The sequence below is a fragment of the Paenibacillus sp. FW126-R14 genome, assembly GCF_058789495.1.
Map to the genome: position 1 here is coordinate 76,194 of NZ_JBYTBS010000016.1, position 21,214 is coordinate 97,407.

Annotated in this window: 17 protein-coding genes and 2 riboswitches; of the genes, 10 read left to right on the forward strand and 7 right to left on the reverse strand. The window is 49.2% G+C overall.

Translation table 11 applies throughout. From position 1 onward, the window contains the following. The first annotated feature begins 237 nt into the window (after positions 1 to 237). The 5 genes from AC3WRW_RS12970 (at position 238) to cysK (ending at position 7,055) form a co-directional block, all read left to right on the forward strand. The gene (locus tag AC3WRW_RS12970) at positions 238 to 1,098 is read left to right on the forward strand and encodes an ABC transporter permease (RefSeq protein WP_492546767.1); all 861 of its coding nucleotides are present in this window, start codon (positions 238 to 240) and stop codon (positions 1,096 to 1,098) included. Continuing rightward, positions 1,092 to 1,952: a carbohydrate ABC transporter permease gene (locus AC3WRW_RS12975; RefSeq protein ID WP_492546735.1), complete on the forward strand. Its 861-nt coding sequence runs from the start codon at positions 1,092 to 1,094 to the stop codon at positions 1,950 to 1,952. The genes AC3WRW_RS12970 and AC3WRW_RS12975 overlap by 7 nt, the downstream gene beginning before the upstream one ends. 62 nt (positions 1,953 to 2,014) lie before the next feature. Next, a complete protein-coding gene (locus AC3WRW_RS12980) occupies positions 2,015 to 3,601 on the forward strand; it encodes a type 2 periplasmic-binding domain-containing protein (RefSeq protein WP_492546736.1) in 1,587 nt (528 codons plus the stop codon). Between the two features lie 31 nt (positions 3,602 to 3,632). After that, entirely contained in the window at positions 3,633 to 5,936 is a 2,304-nt protein-coding gene (locus tag AC3WRW_RS12985; RefSeq protein WP_492546737.1) for an FAD-dependent oxidoreductase, read from the forward strand. Positions 5,937 to 6,122: 186 nt separating this feature from the next. Then, the gene (cysK, locus tag AC3WRW_RS12990; protein ID WP_492546738.1) at positions 6,123 to 7,055 is read left to right on the forward strand and encodes a cysteine synthase A; all 933 of its coding nucleotides are present in this window, start codon (positions 6,123 to 6,125) and stop codon (positions 7,053 to 7,055) included. Between the two features lie 68 nt (positions 7,056 to 7,123). Here the strand turns inward: cysK and AC3WRW_RS12995 are convergent, their stop codons facing one another. Next, positions 7,124 to 8,977: a putative bifunctional diguanylate cyclase/phosphodiesterase gene (locus AC3WRW_RS12995; RefSeq protein ID WP_492546739.1), complete on the reverse strand. Its 1,854-nt coding sequence runs from the start codon at positions 8,975 to 8,977 to the stop codon at positions 7,124 to 7,126. A 338-nt stretch (positions 8,978 to 9,315) separates the two neighbouring features. On the opposite strand from AC3WRW_RS12995, the gene AC3WRW_RS13000 reads away from it, so the two are divergent. Then, complete coding sequence (locus AC3WRW_RS13000) at positions 9,316 to 9,825, forward strand: HugZ family pyridoxamine 5'-phosphate oxidase (RefSeq protein ID WP_492546740.1); 510 nt, start codon at positions 9,316 to 9,318, stop codon at positions 9,823 to 9,825. A gap of 31 nt (positions 9,826 to 9,856) precedes the next feature. Further along, positions 9,857 to 10,318 carry a DinB family protein gene (locus AC3WRW_RS13005; protein WP_492546741.1) on the forward strand — a complete coding sequence of 154 codons (462 nt, stop codon included), beginning with the start codon at positions 9,857 to 9,859 and terminating at the stop codon, positions 10,316 to 10,318. A 53-nt stretch (positions 10,319 to 10,371) separates the two neighbouring features. On the opposite strand, the gene AC3WRW_RS13010 is transcribed toward AC3WRW_RS13005, so the two are convergent. After that, entirely contained in the window at positions 10,372 to 11,898 is a 1,527-nt protein-coding gene (locus AC3WRW_RS13010) for an MDR family MFS transporter (RefSeq protein ID WP_492546742.1), read from the reverse strand. Positions 11,899 to 12,006: 108 nt separating this feature from the next. After that, the gene (locus AC3WRW_RS13015; protein WP_492546743.1) at positions 12,007 to 12,786 is read right to left on the reverse strand and encodes a lipase family protein; all 780 of its coding nucleotides are present in this window, start codon (positions 12,784 to 12,786) and stop codon (positions 12,007 to 12,009) included. A 144-nt stretch (positions 12,787 to 12,930) separates the two neighbouring features. On the opposite strand from AC3WRW_RS13015, the gene AC3WRW_RS13020 reads away from it, so the two are divergent. The 3 genes from AC3WRW_RS13020 (at position 12,931) to AC3WRW_RS13030 (ending at position 16,815) form a co-directional block, all read left to right on the forward strand. Then, a complete protein-coding gene (locus tag AC3WRW_RS13020; protein ID WP_492546744.1) occupies positions 12,931 to 14,646 on the forward strand; it encodes an ABC transporter ATP-binding protein in 1,716 nt (571 codons plus the stop codon). 139 nt (positions 14,647 to 14,785) lie between these two features. Next, a complete protein-coding gene (locus AC3WRW_RS13025; RefSeq protein ID WP_492546745.1) occupies positions 14,786 to 15,862 on the forward strand; it encodes an ABC transporter permease subunit in 1,077 nt (358 codons plus the stop codon). Further along, entirely contained in the window at positions 15,859 to 16,815 is a 957-nt protein-coding gene (locus AC3WRW_RS13030; protein WP_492546746.1) for a hypothetical protein, read from the forward strand. The genes AC3WRW_RS13025 and AC3WRW_RS13030 overlap by 4 nt, the downstream gene beginning before the upstream one ends. On the opposite strand, the gene AC3WRW_RS13035 is transcribed toward AC3WRW_RS13030, so the two are convergent. From AC3WRW_RS13035 to AC3WRW_RS13050, 4 genes are all read right to left on the reverse strand, one after another. Then, on the reverse strand, positions 16,816 to 17,136 hold the full coding sequence (locus tag AC3WRW_RS13035; RefSeq protein WP_492546747.1) for a DMT family transporter: 321 nt from the start codon (positions 17,134 to 17,136) through the stop codon (positions 16,816 to 16,818). 91 nt (positions 17,137 to 17,227) lie between these two features. Continuing rightward, positions 17,228 to 17,331: riboswitch (guanidine-I (ykkC/yxkD leader) on the reverse strand. Positions 17,332 to 17,473: 142 nt separating this feature from the next. Next, complete coding sequence (locus tag AC3WRW_RS13040; RefSeq protein ID WP_171685321.1) at positions 17,474 to 17,947, reverse strand: C40 family peptidase; 474 nt, start codon at positions 17,945 to 17,947, stop codon at positions 17,474 to 17,476. A 3-nt stretch (positions 17,948 to 17,950) separates the two neighbouring features. Continuing rightward, positions 17,951 to 18,089, reverse strand: a riboswitch (cyclic di-AMP (ydaO/yuaA leader). A gap of 168 nt (positions 18,090 to 18,257) precedes the next feature. Further along, a complete protein-coding gene (locus AC3WRW_RS13045) occupies positions 18,258 to 19,076 on the reverse strand; it encodes a hypothetical protein (RefSeq protein WP_492546748.1) in 819 nt (272 codons plus the stop codon). A gap of 55 nt (positions 19,077 to 19,131) precedes the next feature. Beyond that, positions 19,132 to 21,087, reverse strand: coding sequence for a M1 family metallopeptidase (locus AC3WRW_RS13050; RefSeq protein ID WP_492546768.1), 1,956 nt, complete (start codon positions 21,085 to 21,087; stop codon positions 19,132 to 19,134). Positions 21,088 to 21,214 lie beyond the last annotated feature (127 nt).

Below are 21,214 nucleotides of genomic sequence, written 5' to 3' on the forward strand. Positions count from 1 at the left end.
TTTATGTTTATTTCACGTACATTTTAACTATTTTCATGTATATTTTATAGGTTTTCAGATTGTTATGATTAGTAGCAAGGGGGAGTTGAAAGCGTAAACATTCAGATATGAGGTGAGAAAGTGGAGACTAAAGCGGGCATCGGAGAACCTGCAGCGTTACGGGCGCCATCTTCCTTGTTTAGAAGCAAAGCCAGAAGCTTATGGAAGAGAATATGGGAGTTTAAAGCGCTATACTTAATGATTTTGCCTGGTGTTCTCTATTATATCGTGTATCGGTACTTGCCGATGTACGGCACGTTGATTGCGTTTAAAGATTACAGCTTCACTAAGGGGATTATCTCAAGCCCATGGGCTAGTCCATGGTATAAGCATTTTGAAACCTTTTATGATTCGCCCTATTTTGCGCAACTGCTTACGAATACGTTTTTAATCAGTTTTTACAAATTAGCGTTTGGAATATTTCCCCCCATCCTATTAGCATTGCTGTTGAACGAGGCTAGAATCATATGGTTCAAAAATTTGATTCAAACCCTGACGTACATGCCGTATTTCCTTTCATGGGTCATCATCTATGGCATACTGATAGCTTTCCTGTCCGAAAGTTCAGGCATTGTGAATCGGTTGATTGTGGAATCCGGCGGTGAAGCGGTCTCCTTCCTGACATCTACATCATGGTTCCGGTCGATCCTAGTCGGTTCGGATATCTGGCAGCAAATCGGATACGGAGCAATCATTTACTTGGCAGCGATGACAGCTATCGATCCTACGCTATATGAGGCGGCCAAAGTGGATGGAGCAGGCCGATTACGAATGATTTGGCATATTACACTACCGGGCATTCGCAATGTGATTATCTTGCTGCTGATTCTGCGTCTGGGTCATTTCCTTGATGCCGGATTTGAGCAAATTTATATTATGTACAACATCCAGGTGTACCCGGTTGCCGATATCATTGATACGTGGGTATTCCGCACAGGCTTGCAGCAATTGAATTTCAGTTTGGGAGCAGCTGTCGGATTGTTTAAATCGATTGTAGGACTTGTCTTGGTGCTAGGCGCGAATAAGCTGGCCAAGCGTTGGGGAGGCTCCATATGGTAAAACAAAAAGGCGATCTAGTTTTTAATACCATCGTGTATGTGCTGCTTGCCGTACTCGGCGCAATTGCACTGGTTCCGCTGCTTTATGTATTTTCTGTATCGATCACGCCTTACAGCGAGGTGCTCAAGAATGGCGGATACGTCATCATACCGAAATCGATAACCGTCGATGCCTACAAGCAGTTATTTTCAGAATCGACTATCCCGCGGGCGTTTAACGTTACGATCATGATCACTATCGTGGGAACGTTCCTGAATATTGTTCTGACCACGCTGCTGGCCTACCCCTTGAGCCGTAAAGGGTTTCCAGGACGGAAATATATTTTGTTCGCTATCGTGTTTACGTTCATATTCAACGGAGGGATTATCCCGACGTATTTGATCGTCAAATCTACGGGCATGCTGGACAGTCTATTCTCCATGATCGTTCCGAACATTATATGGAGCTATAATGTGCTGATTATGAAAAGCTTTTTTGACAATTTACCTGAGGAACTGTTCGAATCGGCGAAAATCGACGGAGCCAAAGAGTTCAGAATATTATGGCAAATTGTCATGCCGCTCTCTACCCCGGTGTTTTTAACCTTATGTTTGTTTTACGCCGTTTCTCATTGGAATGAGTTTTTTCAAGCGATTATGTATGTATCGGATCGCAATTTGTATCCGCTCCAGGTGGTCGTCCGGGATATACTTATGCAAACGTTGTCGTCCATGAGCAGTGCGGAAGGCATGGTTCCAGCCGTCACGATGCAAATGGCCGCGGTCATCTCCGCAAGCTTGCCGATTATTCTAGTATACCCGTTTATTCAAAAGTACTTTACCAAAGGAATGCTGTTAGGCGCAGTAAAAGGTTAATTGTCGGTGACTAGGAGGGCGACCTCCCTTCATAAAATTTAAATTTGAAAAGGGGAATAGATATGTTTAGCCAAAAAAGACGCCTCGCCTTAGGTTTAGTTGTTTCCACAATGCTGGCTGGCACGGCCTTAGCGGGTTGCAGCAGTACAGGGAAATCAACGGAGGGCACAGCCAGTCCGGCAACCAGCCCGGCTGCTAGCTCAGCAGCCAAGTCCAGCGATCCTGTGAAGCTGGAAGTTATTGAAAACGCTGCCGCCATGCCAGCGCCGGATGCAGATTTTATTAAACAGGCTCTGGACAAAGCCCTCGGTCTTAATTTAATGGTGACTTCCTATGCGGCGGCTGCCGACTATCAAAATAATCTGAATGTAAGAGTTGCAAGCGCTAACTATCCGGATCTGTTCCAAATTGTCGATCGACAGGCGTTGGCTCAATTATCGCAATCCGATGTTCTGCTCGATTTGACCCCTTACCTGGATAAATTGGGGAGTGTCAAAAAATTTCTAGGCGAGGATAATTTGAAGAAAGGTTACTACAACGGGAAATTATATGCGATTAATAAGGCGCCGCAAATCGATTACTGGACTTACTGGGTGCGTAAAGATTGGCTCGATAAGCTAAACCTCAAAGTACCGACGACACTGGATGAGCTGTATGCGGTTGCCAAAGCGTTTACGGAAAATGACCCTGACGGCAACGGGAAGAAAGATACGATCGGAATTACGGGAGGAAGCGGCGGAGGCTTCCATACCTTCAACTTTAACGGCGGGATCGGCGCAGCGCTTTCTCCAATTCTTGGCGGACATGGCGTAGGTATTCCGGGCAGCGTGTATATCAAGGATGGCAAGGCTGTCGATGCATACCATGATCCAGCCATGGTCGAGGCTTTGACGGATGCCAAGAAATATTTCGATGCGAAGGTGATCGATGCCGAAGTTGCGGCCAACACAGGCTTGCAGCATCAACAGAAAGCGATTCAGGGGCAAGCCGGAATCGTGTACATCGACTGGGCGAATATCAAGAAAGATCAATTCGTTGAACAGACCAAAGCGGTCAATCCGAAAGCGGAATGGATCCAAATCGCTGCGCCGAAAGGTCCGGCCGGACAATTCGACGGCACATGGGACAGCGGCAAATCGCCAATGATGTTGGGGATTCCGAAGGCGTTGGAGAAGAATCCTGCCAAACTTCAGAAAGTATTCGATCTGCTTAACTACGTATCCGAAGGCAAAGGTTCTGAGCTCGTTCAGTACGGGATTGAAGGCAAGCATTATACGCTTGAAAATGGCAAACCCAAACCGACGGATTTGCTTGGCAAAGAAGGCGGCTACATCTGGTCGTATCAATTTACAGGCCGTCCAGAGCTGGAATATTTATCTGCCCGATTTGTAAATCAAGCTTCGTATATTGATTTTGCAAGCAAACAGCCGCGTATTCAGGCGGTAAATGGGTATCTGGATGTTCCTGCCGGCTATAATCCGGCTGAAGCGGATCGTTATGGAACGGAAGAAATTATCAAATTCTTATATGGCAAACGCCCATTATCCGAATATGACCAATTCCTCAAAACGTTGGATACGCAGTTCAATTACAAAGCATTTCAAGAATCAGCCCAGAAGCAGTTGAAAAGTTTAGGCTTGGCTAAATAAATGACAGAGGATCGGGAAGTGGAGGAACTGCATGATGAAAATATCACAAGAAACTTATGACGTTGTTGTTTGCGGCGGGGGGCTGGCTGGATTTTGCGCAGCCGTCTCTTCTGCCCGCCACGGTGCGAAAACTTGTCTGATCCAAGATCGGCCGGTTTTCGGAGGCAACAGTTCTTCGGAAGTTCGCGTAACGCCGCATGGCGCTGCAGCTTTCCATGCTTATGCAAGGGAAACCGGCATTTTGTCGGAACTGTTAATTGAAGAACGAGCCGCCAATCACGAAGAAATATGGGAGAACGGTTGGACGAACAGCGTATGGGATATGACGATGTACGATTTGGCTATGAAAACACCGAATCTGAAGTTTCATGTGAATACGGCTGTCCATTCCGTCCTGATGGCGGATGATAAGCAAATTGCTGCTGTCGTTTGCTATGTGGCGAACGCCGAGACAGAGATCGCAATTCACGGAAAAACGTTCATCGATTGTACGGGAGACGGTACGGTTGCTCATTTGGCCGGCTGCGAGTGGAGAATGGGTTCGGAAGGACGCGATGAATTTCAAGAATTCCATGCCCCTGAAGTGGCAAGCAAGGATACCATGGGCAACTCGATCCATTTCAAAGCCCGCGATATGGGGCGGCCGGTTCCGTTCACTGCGCCTGATTGGGCAGTTAAACACGAGGATCCAAGCTATTTCTACGATCAAGGACGTCTTCCGAAAGAAATGAAAGGCGGCTATTGGTGGATTGAGATCGGAGTTCCTTGGAATACGATTTATGAGGCGGAGGATATCCGTCATGAATTGACGCGTCATACGCTTGGCATTTGGGATTGGATCAAAAATAAAGATCCGAAAACGAAAGAAAAAGCGGCCAACTATGCCCTTGACTGGATTGGCCAAGTACCCGGCAAACGGGAAAGCCGCCGGATTATGGGGCAGTATCTCATGACCGAACACGATCCAGCGGAACGAACGGTGTTTCATGATGAAATTGCGTACGGCGGTTGGTTCCTGGACCTGCATACGCCGGGCGGACTCTTGGCGGCTCATAGCGAGCCGGCAAGCGCAGAAGGCTACACGCAGTCAAGCGAATACGCCATCAAAAGCTACTGCGGACCTTACGGTATTCCGCTGCGCATCATGATTAGCAAAGACGTGAACAATCTCATGATGGCCGGCCGTAACGTCAGCGTAACACATGCCGCTTTGGGCACAGTGAGAGTGATGGGAACCACTGCGTTGATGGGGCAGGCAGCAGGGTTAAGCGCAGCAATTGCGCTTCGCAAAGGCATTTCAATTCAATCGGTTCCGGATACGTCCATCGCGGAAGTGCAGCAAGGTTTGCTGCGGGATGGCTGCTTCTTGCCCAATTATAAGAACGAAGACCCGGCCGACCTGGCCCGTCAAGCATCGCTATCCGCTAGCAGCCAAGCTTTGCTGTACGGAGCGGGTCCTGAAAGCAAAGGATTCCATGAGGGTCTAACCGTTTGGAGAGATCAGAATCATAAAATCCCTCATGACCGATTGCTCCAGCGCAGAGGGCAATGGATTGCCGTGGGCACAGACCATATCGATACACTATCCTTCTGTATAAGCAATAGTTCCGATCAAGTGCAGCAGCTTAAAGTAGCTCTTGTCGGTGTCGATCATATATGGGACTATCGTGTCGAAACAGGGACATTATTAAATGAACAAACGCTGGAGATTCCTACAGGCGAACGGATTTGGGTGGAATGGGCAGTAAATGCCAAAGATCTGCAGCCAGGGACCTATGTAAGATTGGATTTATTGGAAAATCCCAGTCTGGAATGGCATCGTGCGGGTTGCATTGTGCCAGGTCATATGTCAGCCAATGAAATCGGGCTTAACCGCATGAGACGGTATGATAACGGAATCACGATGAGCTTTAAAGTATCGCCACCGCAGCCGTGTTTCGGGCCTGAGAATGTCATAAGCGGTGTGACCCGTCCTCACCAATTCACCAATCTTTGGAGATCGGAACCGAATGAACCCCTTGGTGCATATTTGGAGTTGAGTTGGCAAGCTGCGCAGTCCATTCGCCATGTGGAGCTTACATTCCCTGGTCATTTGATCCGCGAGTACCATGCTTACGCGCCATTTTATAGAGATCCTCAGTGTGCCAAGGACTATACAATTGAAGCTTGCGTTCAAGGACAGTGGAAAACTATCGTTCAAGTAGCCGACAATTATCAGCGTCACCGCAAACATGAGCTGTCGGAGAGTGTGGAGGCAGACCGTCTGCGCATCACCATTCAGTCAACGAATGGAGACCCATCGGCAGCCATTTATGAAGTCCGATGCTATAGTTAAGTCTGTGCTGGATTGATCCTGGGATCAATCCAGCTATTTTCATTGAGCCGCCCCGCCCCATATATAAGAAAATACCTTGCTTCGCCATCAGTATTATTGATTTCATTTCTTAAGCGCTCCAAGCTATACTTTTATTATCCGAGTAATTTCATGGGTTTAATATAAAAGAAGGCGAGGTCATACGAGATGGCGACCATTTATACGAATTTGACAGAGCTGATCGGCAATACGCCCCTATTAGAGCTCTGGAATTACAATAAGCAGCAGGGAGTCCAAGCCAAAATAATGGCGAAGTTGGAGTATTTTAACCCGGCTGGAAGTGTCAAAGATCGTATCGGTTTCGCCATGATCAAAGAAGCGGAGAAAGCCGGCAGCATCAATCCGGATACAGTTATTATAGAGCCGACTAGCGGGAATACAGGGATTGGTCTTGCCTTTGCTGCTGCGGCATTGGGGTATCGCCTAATCATTACGATCCCGGAATCGTTTAGTATAGAACGAATGAAGTTGTTAAAAGTGCTAGGCGCGGAAGTCGTGCTTACGCCTGCCTCGGAGGGGATGCTGGGGGCGATGAAGAAAGCGGAGGAATTGGCGGCTGAGCTGCCGAACGCCTACATTCCGCAGCAATTCAGCAATCCTGCCAATCCTGAGGTACACAGAAAGACGACGGCAGAGGAAATATGGCGGGATACGGAAGGGCAAGTCGATATTTTCGTAGCAGGTGTAGGATCAGGCGGGACGATTACGGGGGTAGGGAGCATTCTGAAGGCAAGAAATCCATCCGTGAAAATCGTGGCCGTAGAGCCATCCCATTCGCCCGTGCTGCTGGGAGGACGCCGTGGCGCGCACCAGATTCAGGGCATTGGCGCCGGCTTCGTGCCGGACAATTTCGATCGTTCCGTTGTCGATGAAATCTTGAGCGTATCCGATGAGGATGCGTTTGCGACGTCCCGCGCGCTGGCCAAGACGGAAGGACTGCTGGTCGGCATCTCATCCGGGGCAGCCGCATTCGCTGCGACGGAAATCGCCAGACGACCGGAAAACAAAGGAAAGAACATTGTGGTCATCCTGCCGGATACCGGCGAACGCTATTTGTCTACGGCATTATTCGACGAGTAATGGAATGGAAGAGCCATTTTCATCATATAAACAGAAGACCGCCCCATACCGGGAGCGGTCTTTTCCTACTAGGCTTGAATGAGTGCCTGGAAAGCCTGATGCTCGGGCAGCGGTTTACTGAAGTAGTACCCCTGTACATAATCGCAGCCGACGGCTTGCAAAATATGAAGCTGCTCCTGCTTCTCAACCCCTTCGGCGACAACCTCTTTATGAATTCGCTGAACGAGCGAGACGATCGATTCCATAATCACCCTGTCTTCAGAGCAGTCGTCAATATGATCAATGAAGGATTTATCGATTTTAATAATGTCCACAGGCAGCTGCTTGATATAGCTCAGGGAAGAAAAGCCTTTTCCAAAGTCGTCGAGCGCGATTCGCACACCTTGATTCCGAAGGAAGTTTAGGTGGTTGGTAGAGGTTTCAATGGACTGAATGAGCAGGGTCTCGGTGAGCTCCAGCACCAAGTGGCGGGGGTCGAGCCCGGTCTCGGCGATAATGACCAGCACTTGAGCCGCAAAATCATGCTGCATTAACTGAAGGGCAGAGATATTCACGGATATTGTAAAAGACGTCTGCGAGGCGTCCTGCCACTTTTTGGCCGTTTGACAGGCCGTTTGCAGCACCCAGTAGCCGATGGGCACGATGAGGCCGGTTTCTTCGGCAAGCTGAATCCATTCCGCTGGGGGGATGTACAGCCCGTCCGGCTGCTGCCAGCGCAGCAAAGCCTCGTAGCCTTTCACCTCTCCGCTTGGCACATGCACTTGTTTCTGAAAATGCAGCGTGAACTGATTTTGCTCCAGAGCCCCTTGCAGCGCATCTTCCAGCTTACGTCGATGCAGCAGATTTAATTGCATCGTTTCATCGAAAATACGGAACTGATGCTTTCCGCCGGTTTTCGCTTTCCGCATAGCGACATCGGCACATTTGAGCAGCTGCTCGGCCGTATGGCCATGATCCGGGAACAAAGCGACTCCCATGCTTGCTTTGAGCGGATAAGAAACGCCGGCCACCTGAAAAGGAGATTGGCAGGCTTCCCAAATCGCAAGAACAGTGCTCCTAAAGTCCGAATCGCTGCTCCCAACATCCACAATGAGGTTAAACTCATCGCCTCCTGAACGGGAAATGTGTATGCCGGGAGTAAGCGCATGTACCATTTTACGCGCAAAACATCGCAGATACTGATCACCTGTCGCATACCCGAGTGAATCATTGATCATTTGAAAATTATCGACATTGACCCAAATGACACAGATCCGGCCGTCGGACCCAGCAGCTTTCTGGATCGCATTTTCTAAATGTTCATAAGCCGAGAACCGATTAGGCAGAAGAGTGAGCGTATCGGTGGTAGCCAGGAGCTTAACTTGTTCGGCTTTATCCAGCGTTTCCTTCTGCAACGTGAAGAAGCGGGCCATGAGCTTCCGATTGCTGCTGGACACCATGAGCAAGCTGGAAATAATGATTAACGACCACATTAGGATGCCTATAAGTATATGAGTGGGCAGTGCCAACCTGTTGACTTGTACAAATAAAAAAAAGTAAGCGTTCGCTGCCAAAGCAAGCGAAATAGCGATATATATCACCTTTTTACGCATAAAAACGGTTGCTATTACGACGATGTAAACACTGCTGAATGTATTCGTGACAGCCGGTATGAAAGTCATGATCAACAACGTGTTTAGAAACTGTCCGAAAATAGGAATGTAACCGATCCAGCCCGAATCCTTGCGGTAGCAATAAAAAATGATGTAGACGGATAGACTCAGCATATTGGCCGTAAACATATACCAATAATGGGGAGCAGCTAACCCAAGTTTGAGGTATGCAAAAGAGAAGACCGTCATTAATATTGTGAAATTAAACAGCATTAACCGCAAAGCAATCGTATTTCTCTGACTGCGATTCTCGCTTATCAATAGATCCATACTTAATTGCCCCTATCGAAATTTACCTTCTGTAGGATTGTGTCGAAATTTTAATGATCCTGTAGAAAATTGTAAATTAAAACAAGATTTTTGTAAACCTTTGCCAAAAGTTTGCTGAAAAATAGGTCGATAAAAAAATGTACAGCTAAAAAGTTCATTTAACTATTGATAATGGTTTTCATTATCAATATAATGATAATGAAAACCATTATCACCAAAAGGGGATACAGAATGAAAAGCGCTTCAATGAAAGCTAGCCTACAGCGATAGGGTATGTGTCATTAAAGAAAGTGCCGGTCCGCGTATACATATTTTAAAGAAAAGTCGAGGGATTCCCTATGAAACAATTGGACAAAGAAAGCATTAAACTGCAATACCTGAATTTCACAGACAGTCTTAAATCACTAATGCTGAGCACGGTCGATGAGAATGGAAAGCCGTTCATTTCGTATGCACCTTTCGTCAAAAAGGACGGCAAGCTGTATATCTATATCAGCCGCATCGCCAACCATTTCCGCTATCTGGAAACCAATCCTTCCGTGGATGTCATGCTGATTGAGGACGAAGCCTCCTCTGAAAACTTGTTCGCCAGACAGCGGGCCCGTTTCGTATGCACGGCTGTAAACATCGGCAATGAAGGGCATGATGAGATTTTTGATCTTTTCGGCGAAGCTTTCGGCAAACCTATGATGAATGTCTTGAAGACGCTCGACTTCTCGTTGTTTGAATTAACGACCTTAGAAGGCCGCTATGTTGCAGGATTCGGGCAAGCGTTTGATATCGACTTGACGGCAGAGCGATTTGATCATGTAGCCAGAGACGGCCACCAACAACCAAAGTCCTCCTAATATATTATTTTAAAAAGGAAGTGTAATGGCTATGAGTTTCACAACCGTACTGCCGATTTGGAATGCGATTCAAGACCGTTTTCATGCTTCGATGAAAAAATTGCCTGAGGCGGATTTGACCCTTGAATTGGGTTCGGCCTCGATCGGATATATGCTTCGTCATAATGCAGAAGTCGAGTATATGTTCGCCAATTGGTTCTTTGGCCGGAGCTACCCGGAAGGCCTTAAGCTGCAAACCAGCGGTGGTCCTTCCGCGAGCAAAGCGGTGTTTACGAACAAAGAGGAGCTGATCGACCTGCTGACAGCTTCAAACGCCTATTTGATCGAAGCTATGCGTGAATTGCCGGAAGATAAATGGCTGGTTCCCGTTGAAACGTCGATAGGTACGTCTACGCCACTGGAGGCGGTTGGACGCTTAATGTACCATACAGGCATCCATGCCGGGCAAATTTCCTTGATCCAGAAGCATTTTGCCGTGAAGGAAAAAGCCTAACAATCGATAAAGCCCACTTCCGACTCGTTGATGAGTGGAAGCGGGCTTTTATTTTAAAGGGAAGCCGTTTCTGTGTCGGTGTTTGGCTGGATTTCGAGTTTCTCTCTGCTCATGGCAAATGCGGCAGCCAAAGCGAGTACGGCAGGGATGAGTCCCCAAGCAAACGTGGTTGCGATAGAGGACGAGAGGCTGCCTGAAATTTGTCCGAGTACCCCTGCGGGAATTTGGGTACGGGTTGCAGGGTCGAGCAGCGCATGCGGATCTTTCATATCAAAGCCTTGCGGCAAAGCCGAAGAGCCGCCTGTGAAGGCTTCCGCCAAATGCTTCGTCAGCGAATGGCTTTGAATGATTCCGAAGACGGTAATCCCGATGGTCATGCCCAGTGAGCGGAGAAAGTTCAGAGTTGAGCTTGCCGCTCCCCGCTGGGTGGCAGGAACGGAGTGAATGGCGGCGTTGCTCAGAACCGAGAAAGAAGCGCCGATTCCAAGGCCTACGAGAATCATAAAGAGTGTAATCGTCGAACGCGTCGAATCCGGAGTTATCGTCATCAGCAAGGCCATCCCCCCAACAAGCAGCACGAGTGTCGAGAGGAGAATAGCGCGATACGTAAATTTGCTGATCAGGAAGCCCCCGGCCGTAGCGGTAACGACGGTTCCCAGCATCATGGGCAGCAGCACGAGACCGGAGTTTGTGGCGCTTCCGCCGAGAACGCCCTGAATGAAGATCGGAATATAGACCGATGCAGTAATAAAGGCGGCACCGCTTAACATGGCAATGGCATTGCTTGCGGCGTACAGACGGTCCCGGAACATGCGAAAGGAGATAATCGGCTCTTCTGCCCGGTTCTCCGCATAGATGAAAGAGACGGTCAGCAAGGCAAATGCGGCGAACAGTCCAAGGATGAAAGCGGAATTCCAGGCGTACTGTTTACCGCCAAGTTCCATAGCAAACATGAGACAGACGATTGCGCCCACAAGCGTTAAGGCACCGGACCAATCAATACGCTGCTTAACATGCTGGAGCGATTCTTTATAGAAAATGGCAATCATCAGGAAGGCAATCAGACCTAGTGGAAGATTAATATAGAAAATCCATTCCCATTTCACATAGTCGGTCATATAAGCGCCAAGCAGCGGTCCGAAAATACTGGACATGCCGAAAACCGCACCGAATAGTCCCATTAATTTGCCCCTGCTTTCAGGCTTAACCGCATCAAACATGATGGTAAAAGCAATAGGTACCAAGGCACCCCCGCCAATCCCTTGAACAGCGCGATAAATGCTTAACTGCACAATGGACGTAGCGGTTCCGCAAAGCGCTGACCCAAGCATAAATACCACGATGCCGAAAATGAAGAAGCGTTTGCGTCCATACATATCCGAGAGTTTGCCGAAGATCGGCATGCCCGCCATTTCTGCGACCATGTAGGCCGATGTGACCCAAACAAATTTATCCAGCCCTCCGAGGTCTGCGATGATAGAGCCCATAGCTGTGGCAACGATGGTGTTGTCCATTGAAGCCATGAGAATGGCGAGCAATAATCCGGCTACAACGATGCCGGTTTGGTTCGTCGATTTCATTAGGTGATCCATTCCTTTCATTTCATCTTATTATGATATAAATGAAGTATAAACAAATAACCCTGACAAGAGTCTGTCAGGATTAGAGGCTGGAGATATGTTTATTTATCACGGGCAAAAGCCGGGAGCCCGGCGTTGCAATTGCTCCGCATAGCGGGGATCAAGTTTGGCCAGCTCGGCGAAATAATTGCCAATCGCATGATTAGCGGACACGGAACCTGCCTGGAAGGTGAGTTCGGCCCCTTTTTTGACATGCAGATAATGGTAGACTTGGTCGGTTCGGGGGGATTTATATATGATAGGCGGAAGTTCAGGCACGATATCATTCGTATTGTATATGCGATAGCGAGGACCGGTTATCCGGTTATAAAGACTGGCGAAGTCCGGATTTCCGACACGCGGAGAGGCGTAGGTATAGATGGAGGGTTCCTCAAACTTGGTATTGGCAGCAAGATCAACAGCACACAAGGAGGCGAGGGATCCTCCGAGGGAGTGTCCGGTAAGATAGAGGGTTTTACGGGCGGAAAGCTTGGCTGTGACGGCCATGATCTGCTTGCGGGCGCTGTTGTAAATATCGAGAAAGCCTTTGTGAACGAGCCCGCCGTCTTTGGCATAAGGAAATACGGTCTGCCTGGCTATGACATCGGAAATCCAATCCGACGCCCCATATGTGCCTCTAAAGGCAATCACAATCTGCCTGTCGGACTCCGCAATAAAACCGAATAACTCTTTCCTACTAAAGATCGAGGTTGCCGTAAAGGGAGAAACCATCCGGTAATTGCGGGGTAAAATGACGCCTTCCGGACCTTTCTCAAGCAGCTCGTAGCTCTGTTTGCACATAGCGGCTAAGAAGATGGCGGTTCGTATGTCCAATGAGTTGATTAGCATGGTCAGTTCCTCCACCCAAACACAGAATGCTGTTCAACTATATATATGAAAAATAGTGGACATCTGTCTTCGGTTAGCGGCCTATTTTTTTACGTCCATGCATTTTTCTTTCATGTATAATAAGCGGAGGAGGTGTGAAGTCACGTGTTAATGCGTTTTTTTTCGTACTATAAGCCTTATAAACACTTATTTATTTTGGATTTTACTTGCGCGGTTGTGGCTGGGCTTCTGGAGCTTGGTTTTCCTCTTGCTGTGAACCGGGTTGTCGATAAATTGCTGCCTGCCGGAAATTGGACGTGGATACTATGGGCTTGCGCAGGCCTTCTTGCCGTCTACGGGCTGAACACGGTGCTGAATTTCATCGTCACCTATTGGGGCCATAAGCTGGGCATTAATATCGAGACGGATATGCGGAAAAAGATGTTCGATCATCTGCAGAAGCTATCCTTCCGATTCTATGACAATAACAAAACAGGTCAATTGATGTCGCGAATGGCGAACGATTTGCTGGAGATTGGCGAGGTTGCCCATCATGGTCCCGAGGATTTATTTATTGCGGTTATGACGCTAATTGGCGCACTTCTGCTCATGCTGAGCATTAATGTGAAGCTGGCGCTGTTAACTTTTGTGATCGTCCCTGTTCTGCTCTGGATTGCTGTGTATTTTAATCAAAAAATGACGAAAACGTTCCGCCGGATGATGGGGGACCTCGCCGATATTAATGCCAGAGTGGAAGACAACATCGGAGGCATTCGTGTCGTTCAAGCGTTCGCGAATGAGTCTTATGAGAAGAAGCTGTTCGAGGACAATAATGGGAGATTCCGTTTAACGAAGCTGCTTTCCTATAAAATCATGGCATGGAACGTATCCTTAAGCTACATTCTCATGCGTTTGGTGACGGTGTTCGTCCTTATTTGCGGAACCTGGTTCGTGATCGATAAACAAATTTCCTATGGGGAATTTATTGCGTTCGTGCTTTTGACCAATGTGTTTCTGGGCCCGATTCAGAAAATTAATAACGTCATTGAGAGCTATCCCAAAGGCATTGCCGGGTTTAAACGGTATTGCGAAGTCATGGATACGGAGCCCGAGGTGTCTGACCGGCCCGACGCTGTGCGTGCCATCCATCTGGAAGGCCAAATTACATTTGATTCCGTTTCCTTCGGGTATGGGAATGAAGCCCGGGTTTTGAATGGCATTTCCTTATCCATTCGGGCAGGGGAAACCGTTGCTTTCGTAGGTCCATCCGGCGCAGGGAAGACGACGATATGCAGCTTGCTGCCCCGGTTTTACGATGTCAATGAGGGCAGCATTGCCATCGACGGCATGGATATACGCGGTATCCAGCTGGAATCGCTGCGCCGCCAAATCGGCATCGTGCAGCAGGACGTGTTCCTGTTCTCCGGCACTCTGCGGGAGAACATCGCTTACGGCAAGCTGGGCGCGACGGATGCTGAGATTTGGGAAGCTGCGCGGCGTGCGCAGCTGGAGGGCTACATCCAGTCCCAGCCGAAGGGGCTGGACACGGTTGTCGGCGAGCGCGGCGTCAAGCTGTCGGGCGGACAGAAGCAGCGCCTTGCGATCGCGCGGATGTTTTTGAAAAATCCGCCGATCCTCATCCTCGATGAGGCGACGTCGGCGCTCGACACCGAGACCGAGGCGGCGATTCAGCAGTCATTGGCCGAGCTGTCGCAGGGCCGAACGACGTTGGTGATTGCCCACCGGCTGGCCACGATCAAGAATGCCGACCGCATCGTCGTCGTGACGGAGCAGGGCATTACCGAGCAGGGCGGCCACGAGGAACTGATCGCGGTGGGCGGCGTTTACAGCCGTCTGCATCAAGCGCAGTTCAGCTCATAGGGAAAACCTGGCGGCGATCTTCGGATCGCTGGCCAGGTTTTTTTTGATTATAAAAATGGATAGTACTCCCAAATGAATCATGGTAAAATATGAAAATGGTAATCTACCAACGGTGAATAAAAGAATGAGGTGACAATAGTTGAAGTCAACGATTCGGTGGCTGTTACTCGGAGTGTTTACACTTGTGTGCATCTTCTTACTGAGTAACATCCGAAATGCATTCTTGTCTGCCCAACCAGATCAGATTCGAGTTACTGTCGGACCGGATACTAGCATCCAGAAAGTAAGCGAGCAGCTGCCGGGGAGCCGCGTACTCAATGAGAAAACGGGGCTGTTAGCCGTTCCCTACGGCGAGACATGGAACTACATCGGAAAGACGATGACGATCAAAGGTATTTTTCGTGCGACCGGCGTTCCTCTCGAGCGCCCTGTCATTTCATTGCGCTATTACGCGTATTCAGTGAAAGACCAAATCCAGGGCTTCCTTCATGGGGATTTTGGCAAATTCCGCAATCCGTTCAACCGCAAAGAGGTCGCTGTGATTGAGCAGCTTCCCATCATGCTGCTTCGTACATGCACGTACTTCATCCCTGGCTTACTGATGGCCATTGTGCTTAGCATGCTTACGGCGATGCTGGCGTCCATGTGGCGCAGACTGGGTGCCATACTGGATGGCGTACACGCTCTGCTTGTGGGCTTGCCGGACTTTTTCTTAATTGTTCTTATCCAATTAGGCGCGATTTATGCGACGAAGCTATTGGGGCATTATGTGCTGTTGATCGTACAGGTCGGCGATAAAACACCGTTCCTCATCCCGTTTCTCACCATTGCGCTTATTCCGTCGGTTACGATTTACGGCACGATGCGCGTCGCCATTGCGCGTGAGCTGGGCCAGGACTATGTGATCACTGCGCAAGCCAAAGGGTTAACTCGCGGCGAAGTGCTGGTCGCCCATGTACTGCGCAACGTGATGCTGGACTTGCTTTCGGTCCTGCCGAAGGCGACGACGCTGGCTTTGGCGAGCATGGCTGTCGCGGAAGCCATCTGCGGCATTTCCGGCCTGGGGGGCTTCATTATCTCGCCTGTTATGCAAAGCGTCTCATCGATGTCGGTCATTTGCATCTCGCTCGCGCTGCTTGCTATGGCATTTCACGTGCTGTACGCTTTGCTGCGTAAAAAGTTTATCGTCCGTACGGGGGAGGCCGTCTCATCATGATCAAACGCTCATCAAGCGCATTCTATATCTCCCTTGCACTTATCGTTCTAATTCTCCTTGTGGCTCTTTTCGGCACATGGCTGAAGCCTCACGGCATTTCGCCGGAGGACAAAATCAACATGATTCAATATCAACAAGATGGCAAAACACGCTACAGCATTCCGCCGTTCTCGCCGAACAGCACGTTCCTGCTTGGGACGGATCATCGAGGCTTTGATATGCTGAGCCTGCTGCTTAACGGATTGAAGTATACGCTGGGAACGACACTGGCGTTAACGCTGCTCCGTTTTGTCATTGCGGCGCCTTGGGGAATGTGGAGCGGGACTACCGGCAAAGGGTGGGGTATTCTTAAGGCTATGCAGTGGGTAGTCGCTTCCGTACCTGCCTTTGTATTCTTGTTTCCGCCATTGGCGGGCATGTATTTCGGGCTGCGGCTGGATCAGTGGGTGAAAGCGGACCCGCAGTATAAGATGCTCTTCTCCGTTACCTTCGTTATTCTGGTCACGTTCATCGGCCTGTTTCCGTTAGCTCATCAAATAGCCGAACGGACCCGCTATTATAACGACAAGCTATTTATTGAGGCTTCCCGTTTGATGGGAGGGACTGTTTTTCACCGCACGGTCCGGCATCTGGTCCCCTGCATGAGAAATGAAATGTTGTTCATCTTCCTTAGCGAATTCATGCAGGTGCTTTTCCTGCTAGGGCAGCTCGCTGTCTTTAACATTGTGCTTGGCGGCACGGAAACAATCGGCGACAGCGACGCCGGCTATTCCATTACGATTACGACATCGGGAGAATGGCTTTCCCTGATCGCTTACGGCTCGCGGTACATCAGGCTGCATCCTTGGATTATTTTGAGCGTAGGAGCGAGCTTCTCTCTGCTCTTCCTCTCACTGCAGTTCTTCTTAAGCCAGTTGAAGCGCAGATACGGCAGCGAACGCCAGCTCATGTAGCTAGTGTCCGGATGTGAATTTGAGGCCGAGAACGCCGACCAAGATGAGAATCATGAACAGGATGCGCAGCAAACTGACGGGCTCATTTAAAAACAGGGTGCCGATAATAATCGCCCCTACGGCGCCAATTCCTGTCCAGGCCGCGTAGGCTGTGCCGATGGGCAGAGTTTTCGTTGCTATGGCGAGAAAATAAAAGCTGATCACCATGCCGGCAATTGTTACTCCGGACGGAATCAGTCGGGTAAAACCATTGGAAAATTTCAATGAGATCGCCCAGACTACCTCGAAAACACCTGCAATGACGAGATACAACCATGCCATAATGAATCACTCCTTAAGAAGTTTGCTTGGATGCGGTGTAAGGCCGCGGCAAAAAGGAGAAAAGCCCGGAAGCGATATCGCTGTGCGATATGACTCCCGGGCTTTTCTCCCTCCGTGACCACAGCGTATCCGCTGTGTGTTTTCTCTCGGACCAGACTGACGCTGCAGCGCCACGGAACCCTAGAAAACTTAATGCCGCTATTATAGGACGGCTCACATGCTATGTCAAGTTATATCTTCGAGTCGATGAGGCAGCATGAGCACTCATGAATAAAAGCCCTGGGAGCAGCTCTTGCGAGCCGGCGCTTTCCGGGGCTTTATTCATAAGTACAAGAAATTACTTGGATTCAGCAGTTAGTTGATTGTAGATATCATCCCACAGAACACGTCTGGCGGATACATACCTCTTCGCGTAATACGATTCGCTTAGCTTGTTTTTCACGATACCTTCGTTGGAAGCGGAATGAATAAATTCACCGTTGCCAAGGTAGATACCAACGTGAGAAATGCCTTTGCCCCCTGTGTTGAAGAACACAAGATCGCCTTTGCGAAGATCACTTTTGTCAATCCAGTAGCCCTCTTTATCTTGAGCGGCAGAACTATGAGGAAGGTCAATGCCGAATTGGTCGAAAACGTATGAGGTAAACCCAGAGCAATCAAAGCCCTTTGTTGTCGTTCCCGCATCTTTGTACGGAATTCCGAGCAATCCGTCAACCGTTTCATCCAACTTAGATTGTGAAGCAGATGCACTTCCTAAAGCTACACTCAAAAACAAAACAAGACTAAAAAAAAGAGCAACAACCTTTTTCAACTGCTTGTCTCCTTCCGGTGCCTACGAGGTTAGCTGGAGGGTTCGGTTGAAGGTTCCCTATGATCCCTGTCTTGCAAGATCAATTCACCCGGAGTGGTTCCCCCGTTTCCCCAAGAAATGAGGAATTCGGCATGAAATATTTGGTTTTTTAATGCTAATCACTGTAATTCGTCATAAACATCGAAATTCCTCCTTTAGAGCGCAATTTGGGCCGGAAAAATGTGCTATCGTTCGCTTTCCAGACAAAAAAATCCCCTTTTGCAAGGGGATTGAACAAATATAAACCATATCTAGCTTTATTTATTATTTATTAGGGGTTCATTTTGGCGGAAAGAAGCTGAAATTGCGAGGTTATCGCCCACATTTGCAGGAAAATATGGAAAAGCGGGAAAAGCTGATAAATGATTAGCGCTAACAGTCCTGCCCAGATGTAGGTCGCAGTGACTGTAATCCCTGTCAAAAGTCCCGAACTGAGCAAAAGAATAAGAGAAAGGCCGATGATCGGAAACGAGAACCGGAAGAATGTAATGACGGTGGATAAAATGCCGAGGTGTGCGGCAATGGCGAATTGCACATACATAAAGAGAAGATGAAGCAGGAAGCCATAAACCAGGAAGCCCATCAGCCAAGGCAGTAAATCCAGGGAGGCCTGTTCATAGGATGTACTGTGTTCGAACATCTTCTGCGCTTTGGGCAGCGCCCAGATGAGCGGCAGTAGGGACAAGGCGATTCGGACGATGTAGGTGAGGAGGAAGGGAAGCGTCAGTTCCTTAACTCCGCGTACGAAGCGATAGCCGGCATTTTGCTCGGAATGTGTGAGGGAATAGTAGACACCGCTGTTCATTACCGGAGTGAGCAGCATGCGAGCCAGGAGCAGTGCAGCCAGCCACCACAAATAGCGATGGCTGAGATCCGTTTTGAGCAGCTGGAACTGGCTCTCGGCGAGAAAAAGCCGGAGCGCCTCCTTCGGCTGGTCGCCGCCCGGATAGCGGTGCATGAGCGGGACGAGCACCCCTTGCACAAGCTTATAGAGAAGGATGCCCCAGCACATCTGGTACATGAATAAGACGATCGTAGCGAAGGGCTGCCGCAGAGCCGCCCTAAAGCCGGATTTGAGATAGGTTGTCATGGGTGTCCCTCCTAAGAGTTTAACTATCTTCGTAAGCATAGGCCTGAGTGGGCGCCTACCAGGCGACCCACCCGAAAATAGCTTGCAGGAACTGAATAATGCCGAGATTCCAGCGGATTTTCCACTTGGTATCTACTTCCGTTTTCATAAAGTTATTAATATGTTTGTTTTCGAGAATGAGCGAGTAGTGCGGATCGATACGTACCCAGTCGACAGGCGTCGCTTGGGTTAGCTTGAATTCGATGCTGCTTTCTTTGCCGTCCCATGTTTTATCGAGTACGGTGCCGTCAGCGAAATGGAACTGGATCGGCACTTCCGGCGAATTTCCGCCGCGTTTGGCGATGAGGATTGTACTCTCGTAAGGCCCTGTCCCTTTGCTGCCAGTGGCTTTCACACGGATGCTCTCAACAGAGTAATCCATCATCATCGAGCCGTAGACATATTCGTTGAAGAAGCCGTCCCAATTGGTTTTGGTTACTTCCTCGACAACGTTCTGAAAGTCCTTGGTAGAAGGATGCTTGAATTCCCACTTCTGAAAATAAGTGCGCATGATGCGATCCATCGTTTTGGCGCCAACCTGCTTCTCGATTTCCTTGAGCACGAGCTTGCCCCTTGTATACACATTTTCAGCATATTGATCATGTCCGGTATAGTCCCATGCATTTTGCCGGAGCGCGCTGGGAGATGTGATATAGCTGGACTCCACCGGCAAATTCGGAGATGTTCCGAAATCAGCTTCCATCACTTTGTCCTCGGCATAGGAGGTAAAGCCTTCATCCAGCCAAGCTTCCTCGAATTCATTGCTGGCCACAAGGCCATAGAAGAACTGATGTCCGATCTCATGAACGATAACGCGTTCCAATTCGAGATCCGGTTTCTTGTCGCTTGCGCCCCAAGCGGTCACCAAGGTAGGATACTCCATTCCGCCTGCGCCGTTGCCTCCGGGAGGAGGGACGACAATGGAAAGGGTCGAGTAAGGATACGTGCCGTACCACTGGCTGTAGCGGGAGAGAGCTTTTTTGGCAGCGTACATATATCGGTCTTTTAATTCCTGATGGTTGGGATCCAGATAGAGCTTGATCTTCACCCCGGGAATTTGCGGCGTAGAGAAAGGTTCTTCCACGTACACGAAGTGAGGCGAAGCGGACCAAGCGAAATCATGCACGTCATCGGCATAGAACTGATACGTTTTGGTTCCGTTCTCCGTCACAGCCGGCTTCACAGGGAAACCGGTTGCGGCAACGGTATAGTTCGCCGGCACTTGGATTTTCACGTCATACAGGCCGAAATCCGCATAAAACTCGGAATTCCCATGATATTGGTGGAGATTCCAGCCAGGTTCGGTGCGTCCTCTTGTTCCCGCCCGTTCATAGGCCGCTACTTTAGGGAACCACTGCCCGGCCATCACGAAGTCGTCCACATAGCCCATACGGGCGAAGGCTTGCGGCAATTTGACGAGAAATTCCGTCTTAACGGTGACTCGCTCGCCGGCTCCTACCGGCTTCAGCAGCGGGATTTTGAGCAGGGTATGGTCATCTTTATTGCCGTCATCGGGTTGTACAAAAGCCATTCGCTGTGTAAGATCCTCTCCGTCAGCCGTTTTCACAGAGAGCAAGTCCATGCGGCCGATACTGTCAGCCGTTGCTTCATCCTGCCGGAGCTTGCCGCCGGATTCCCGCATAAACGTCGTTTTCTTAGATGCGAATGCATTCGGATATAAATGCAGATAAAGTTCTTGCACAGGAACCGTCCCCGGATTTTCCCACGTTAACGTTTGCTGCCCTTGGAGCTGCCTCGTTTCAGGCGTGTAGGCAACGTTCATGTGATATTCCGCAATGCGGTAGCTCAGCGGCTCCTGTGTTTGTTTGTCCGCAGCTTTGCCGCGATCTGCAGGCTGCATGTCCGGCGCCGGAGCTGACGGCTCCTCCCTAGAGACGACGGGCACCGTCAGTTTACTTGCGGATGGGAGCAAAGTTTCAGACAGCAAGACTGTGCCTGCTGCAAGGAGCATGACAACGAACCATTGTACCTTGCGGTTTTTGAATAAAACACTCAATAGATTCACCCCGCCTAACAAGCATCTACAGCATGTATATGTAGACAACCTAGGGATTATTTCTGTGAGTGGAAAAGATTTG

Coding starts and splice junctions, on each gene's coding strand:
- AC3WRW_RS12970 (WP_492546767.1), top strand. CDS start 238: ATGATTTTGCCTGGTGTTCTCTATTATATCGTGTATCGGTACTTGCCG.
- AC3WRW_RS12975 (WP_492546735.1), top strand. CDS start 1,092: ATGGTAAAACAAAAAGGCGATCTAGTTTTTAATACCATCGTGTATGTG.
- AC3WRW_RS12980 (WP_492546736.1), top strand. CDS start 2,015: ATGTTTAGCCAAAAAAGACGCCTCGCCTTAGGTTTAGTTGTTTCCACA.
- AC3WRW_RS12985 (WP_492546737.1), top strand. CDS start 3,633: ATGATGAAAATATCACAAGAAACTTATGACGTTGTTGTTTGCGGCGGG.
- cysK (WP_492546738.1), top strand. CDS start 6,123: ATGGCGACCATTTATACGAATTTGACAGAGCTGATCGGCAATACGCCC.
- AC3WRW_RS12995 (WP_492546739.1), bottom strand. CDS start 8,977: ATGGATCTATTGATAAGCGAGAATCGCAGTCAGAGAAATACGATTGCT.
- AC3WRW_RS13000 (WP_492546740.1), top strand. CDS start 9,316: ATGAAACAATTGGACAAAGAAAGCATTAAACTGCAATACCTGAATTTC.
- AC3WRW_RS13005 (WP_492546741.1), top strand. CDS start 9,857: ATGAGTTTCACAACCGTACTGCCGATTTGGAATGCGATTCAAGACCGT.
- AC3WRW_RS13010 (WP_492546742.1), bottom strand. CDS start 11,898: ATGAAATCGACGAACCAAACCGGCATCGTTGTAGCCGGATTATTGCTC.
- AC3WRW_RS13015 (WP_492546743.1), bottom strand. CDS start 12,786: ATGCTAATCAACTCATTGGACATACGAACCGCCATCTTCTTAGCCGCT.
- AC3WRW_RS13030 (WP_492546746.1), top strand. CDS start 15,859: ATGATCAAACGCTCATCAAGCGCATTCTATATCTCCCTTGCACTTATC.
- AC3WRW_RS13035 (WP_492546747.1), bottom strand. CDS start 17,136: ATGGCATGGTTGTATCTCGTCATTGCAGGTGTTTTCGAGGTAGTCTGG.
- AC3WRW_RS13045 (WP_492546748.1), bottom strand. CDS start 19,076: ATGACAACCTATCTCAAATCCGGCTTTAGGGCGGCTCTGCGGCAGCCC.
- AC3WRW_RS13050 (WP_492546768.1), bottom strand. CDS start 21,087: ATGCTCCTTGCAGCAGGCACAGTCTTGCTGTCTGAAACTTTGCTCCCA.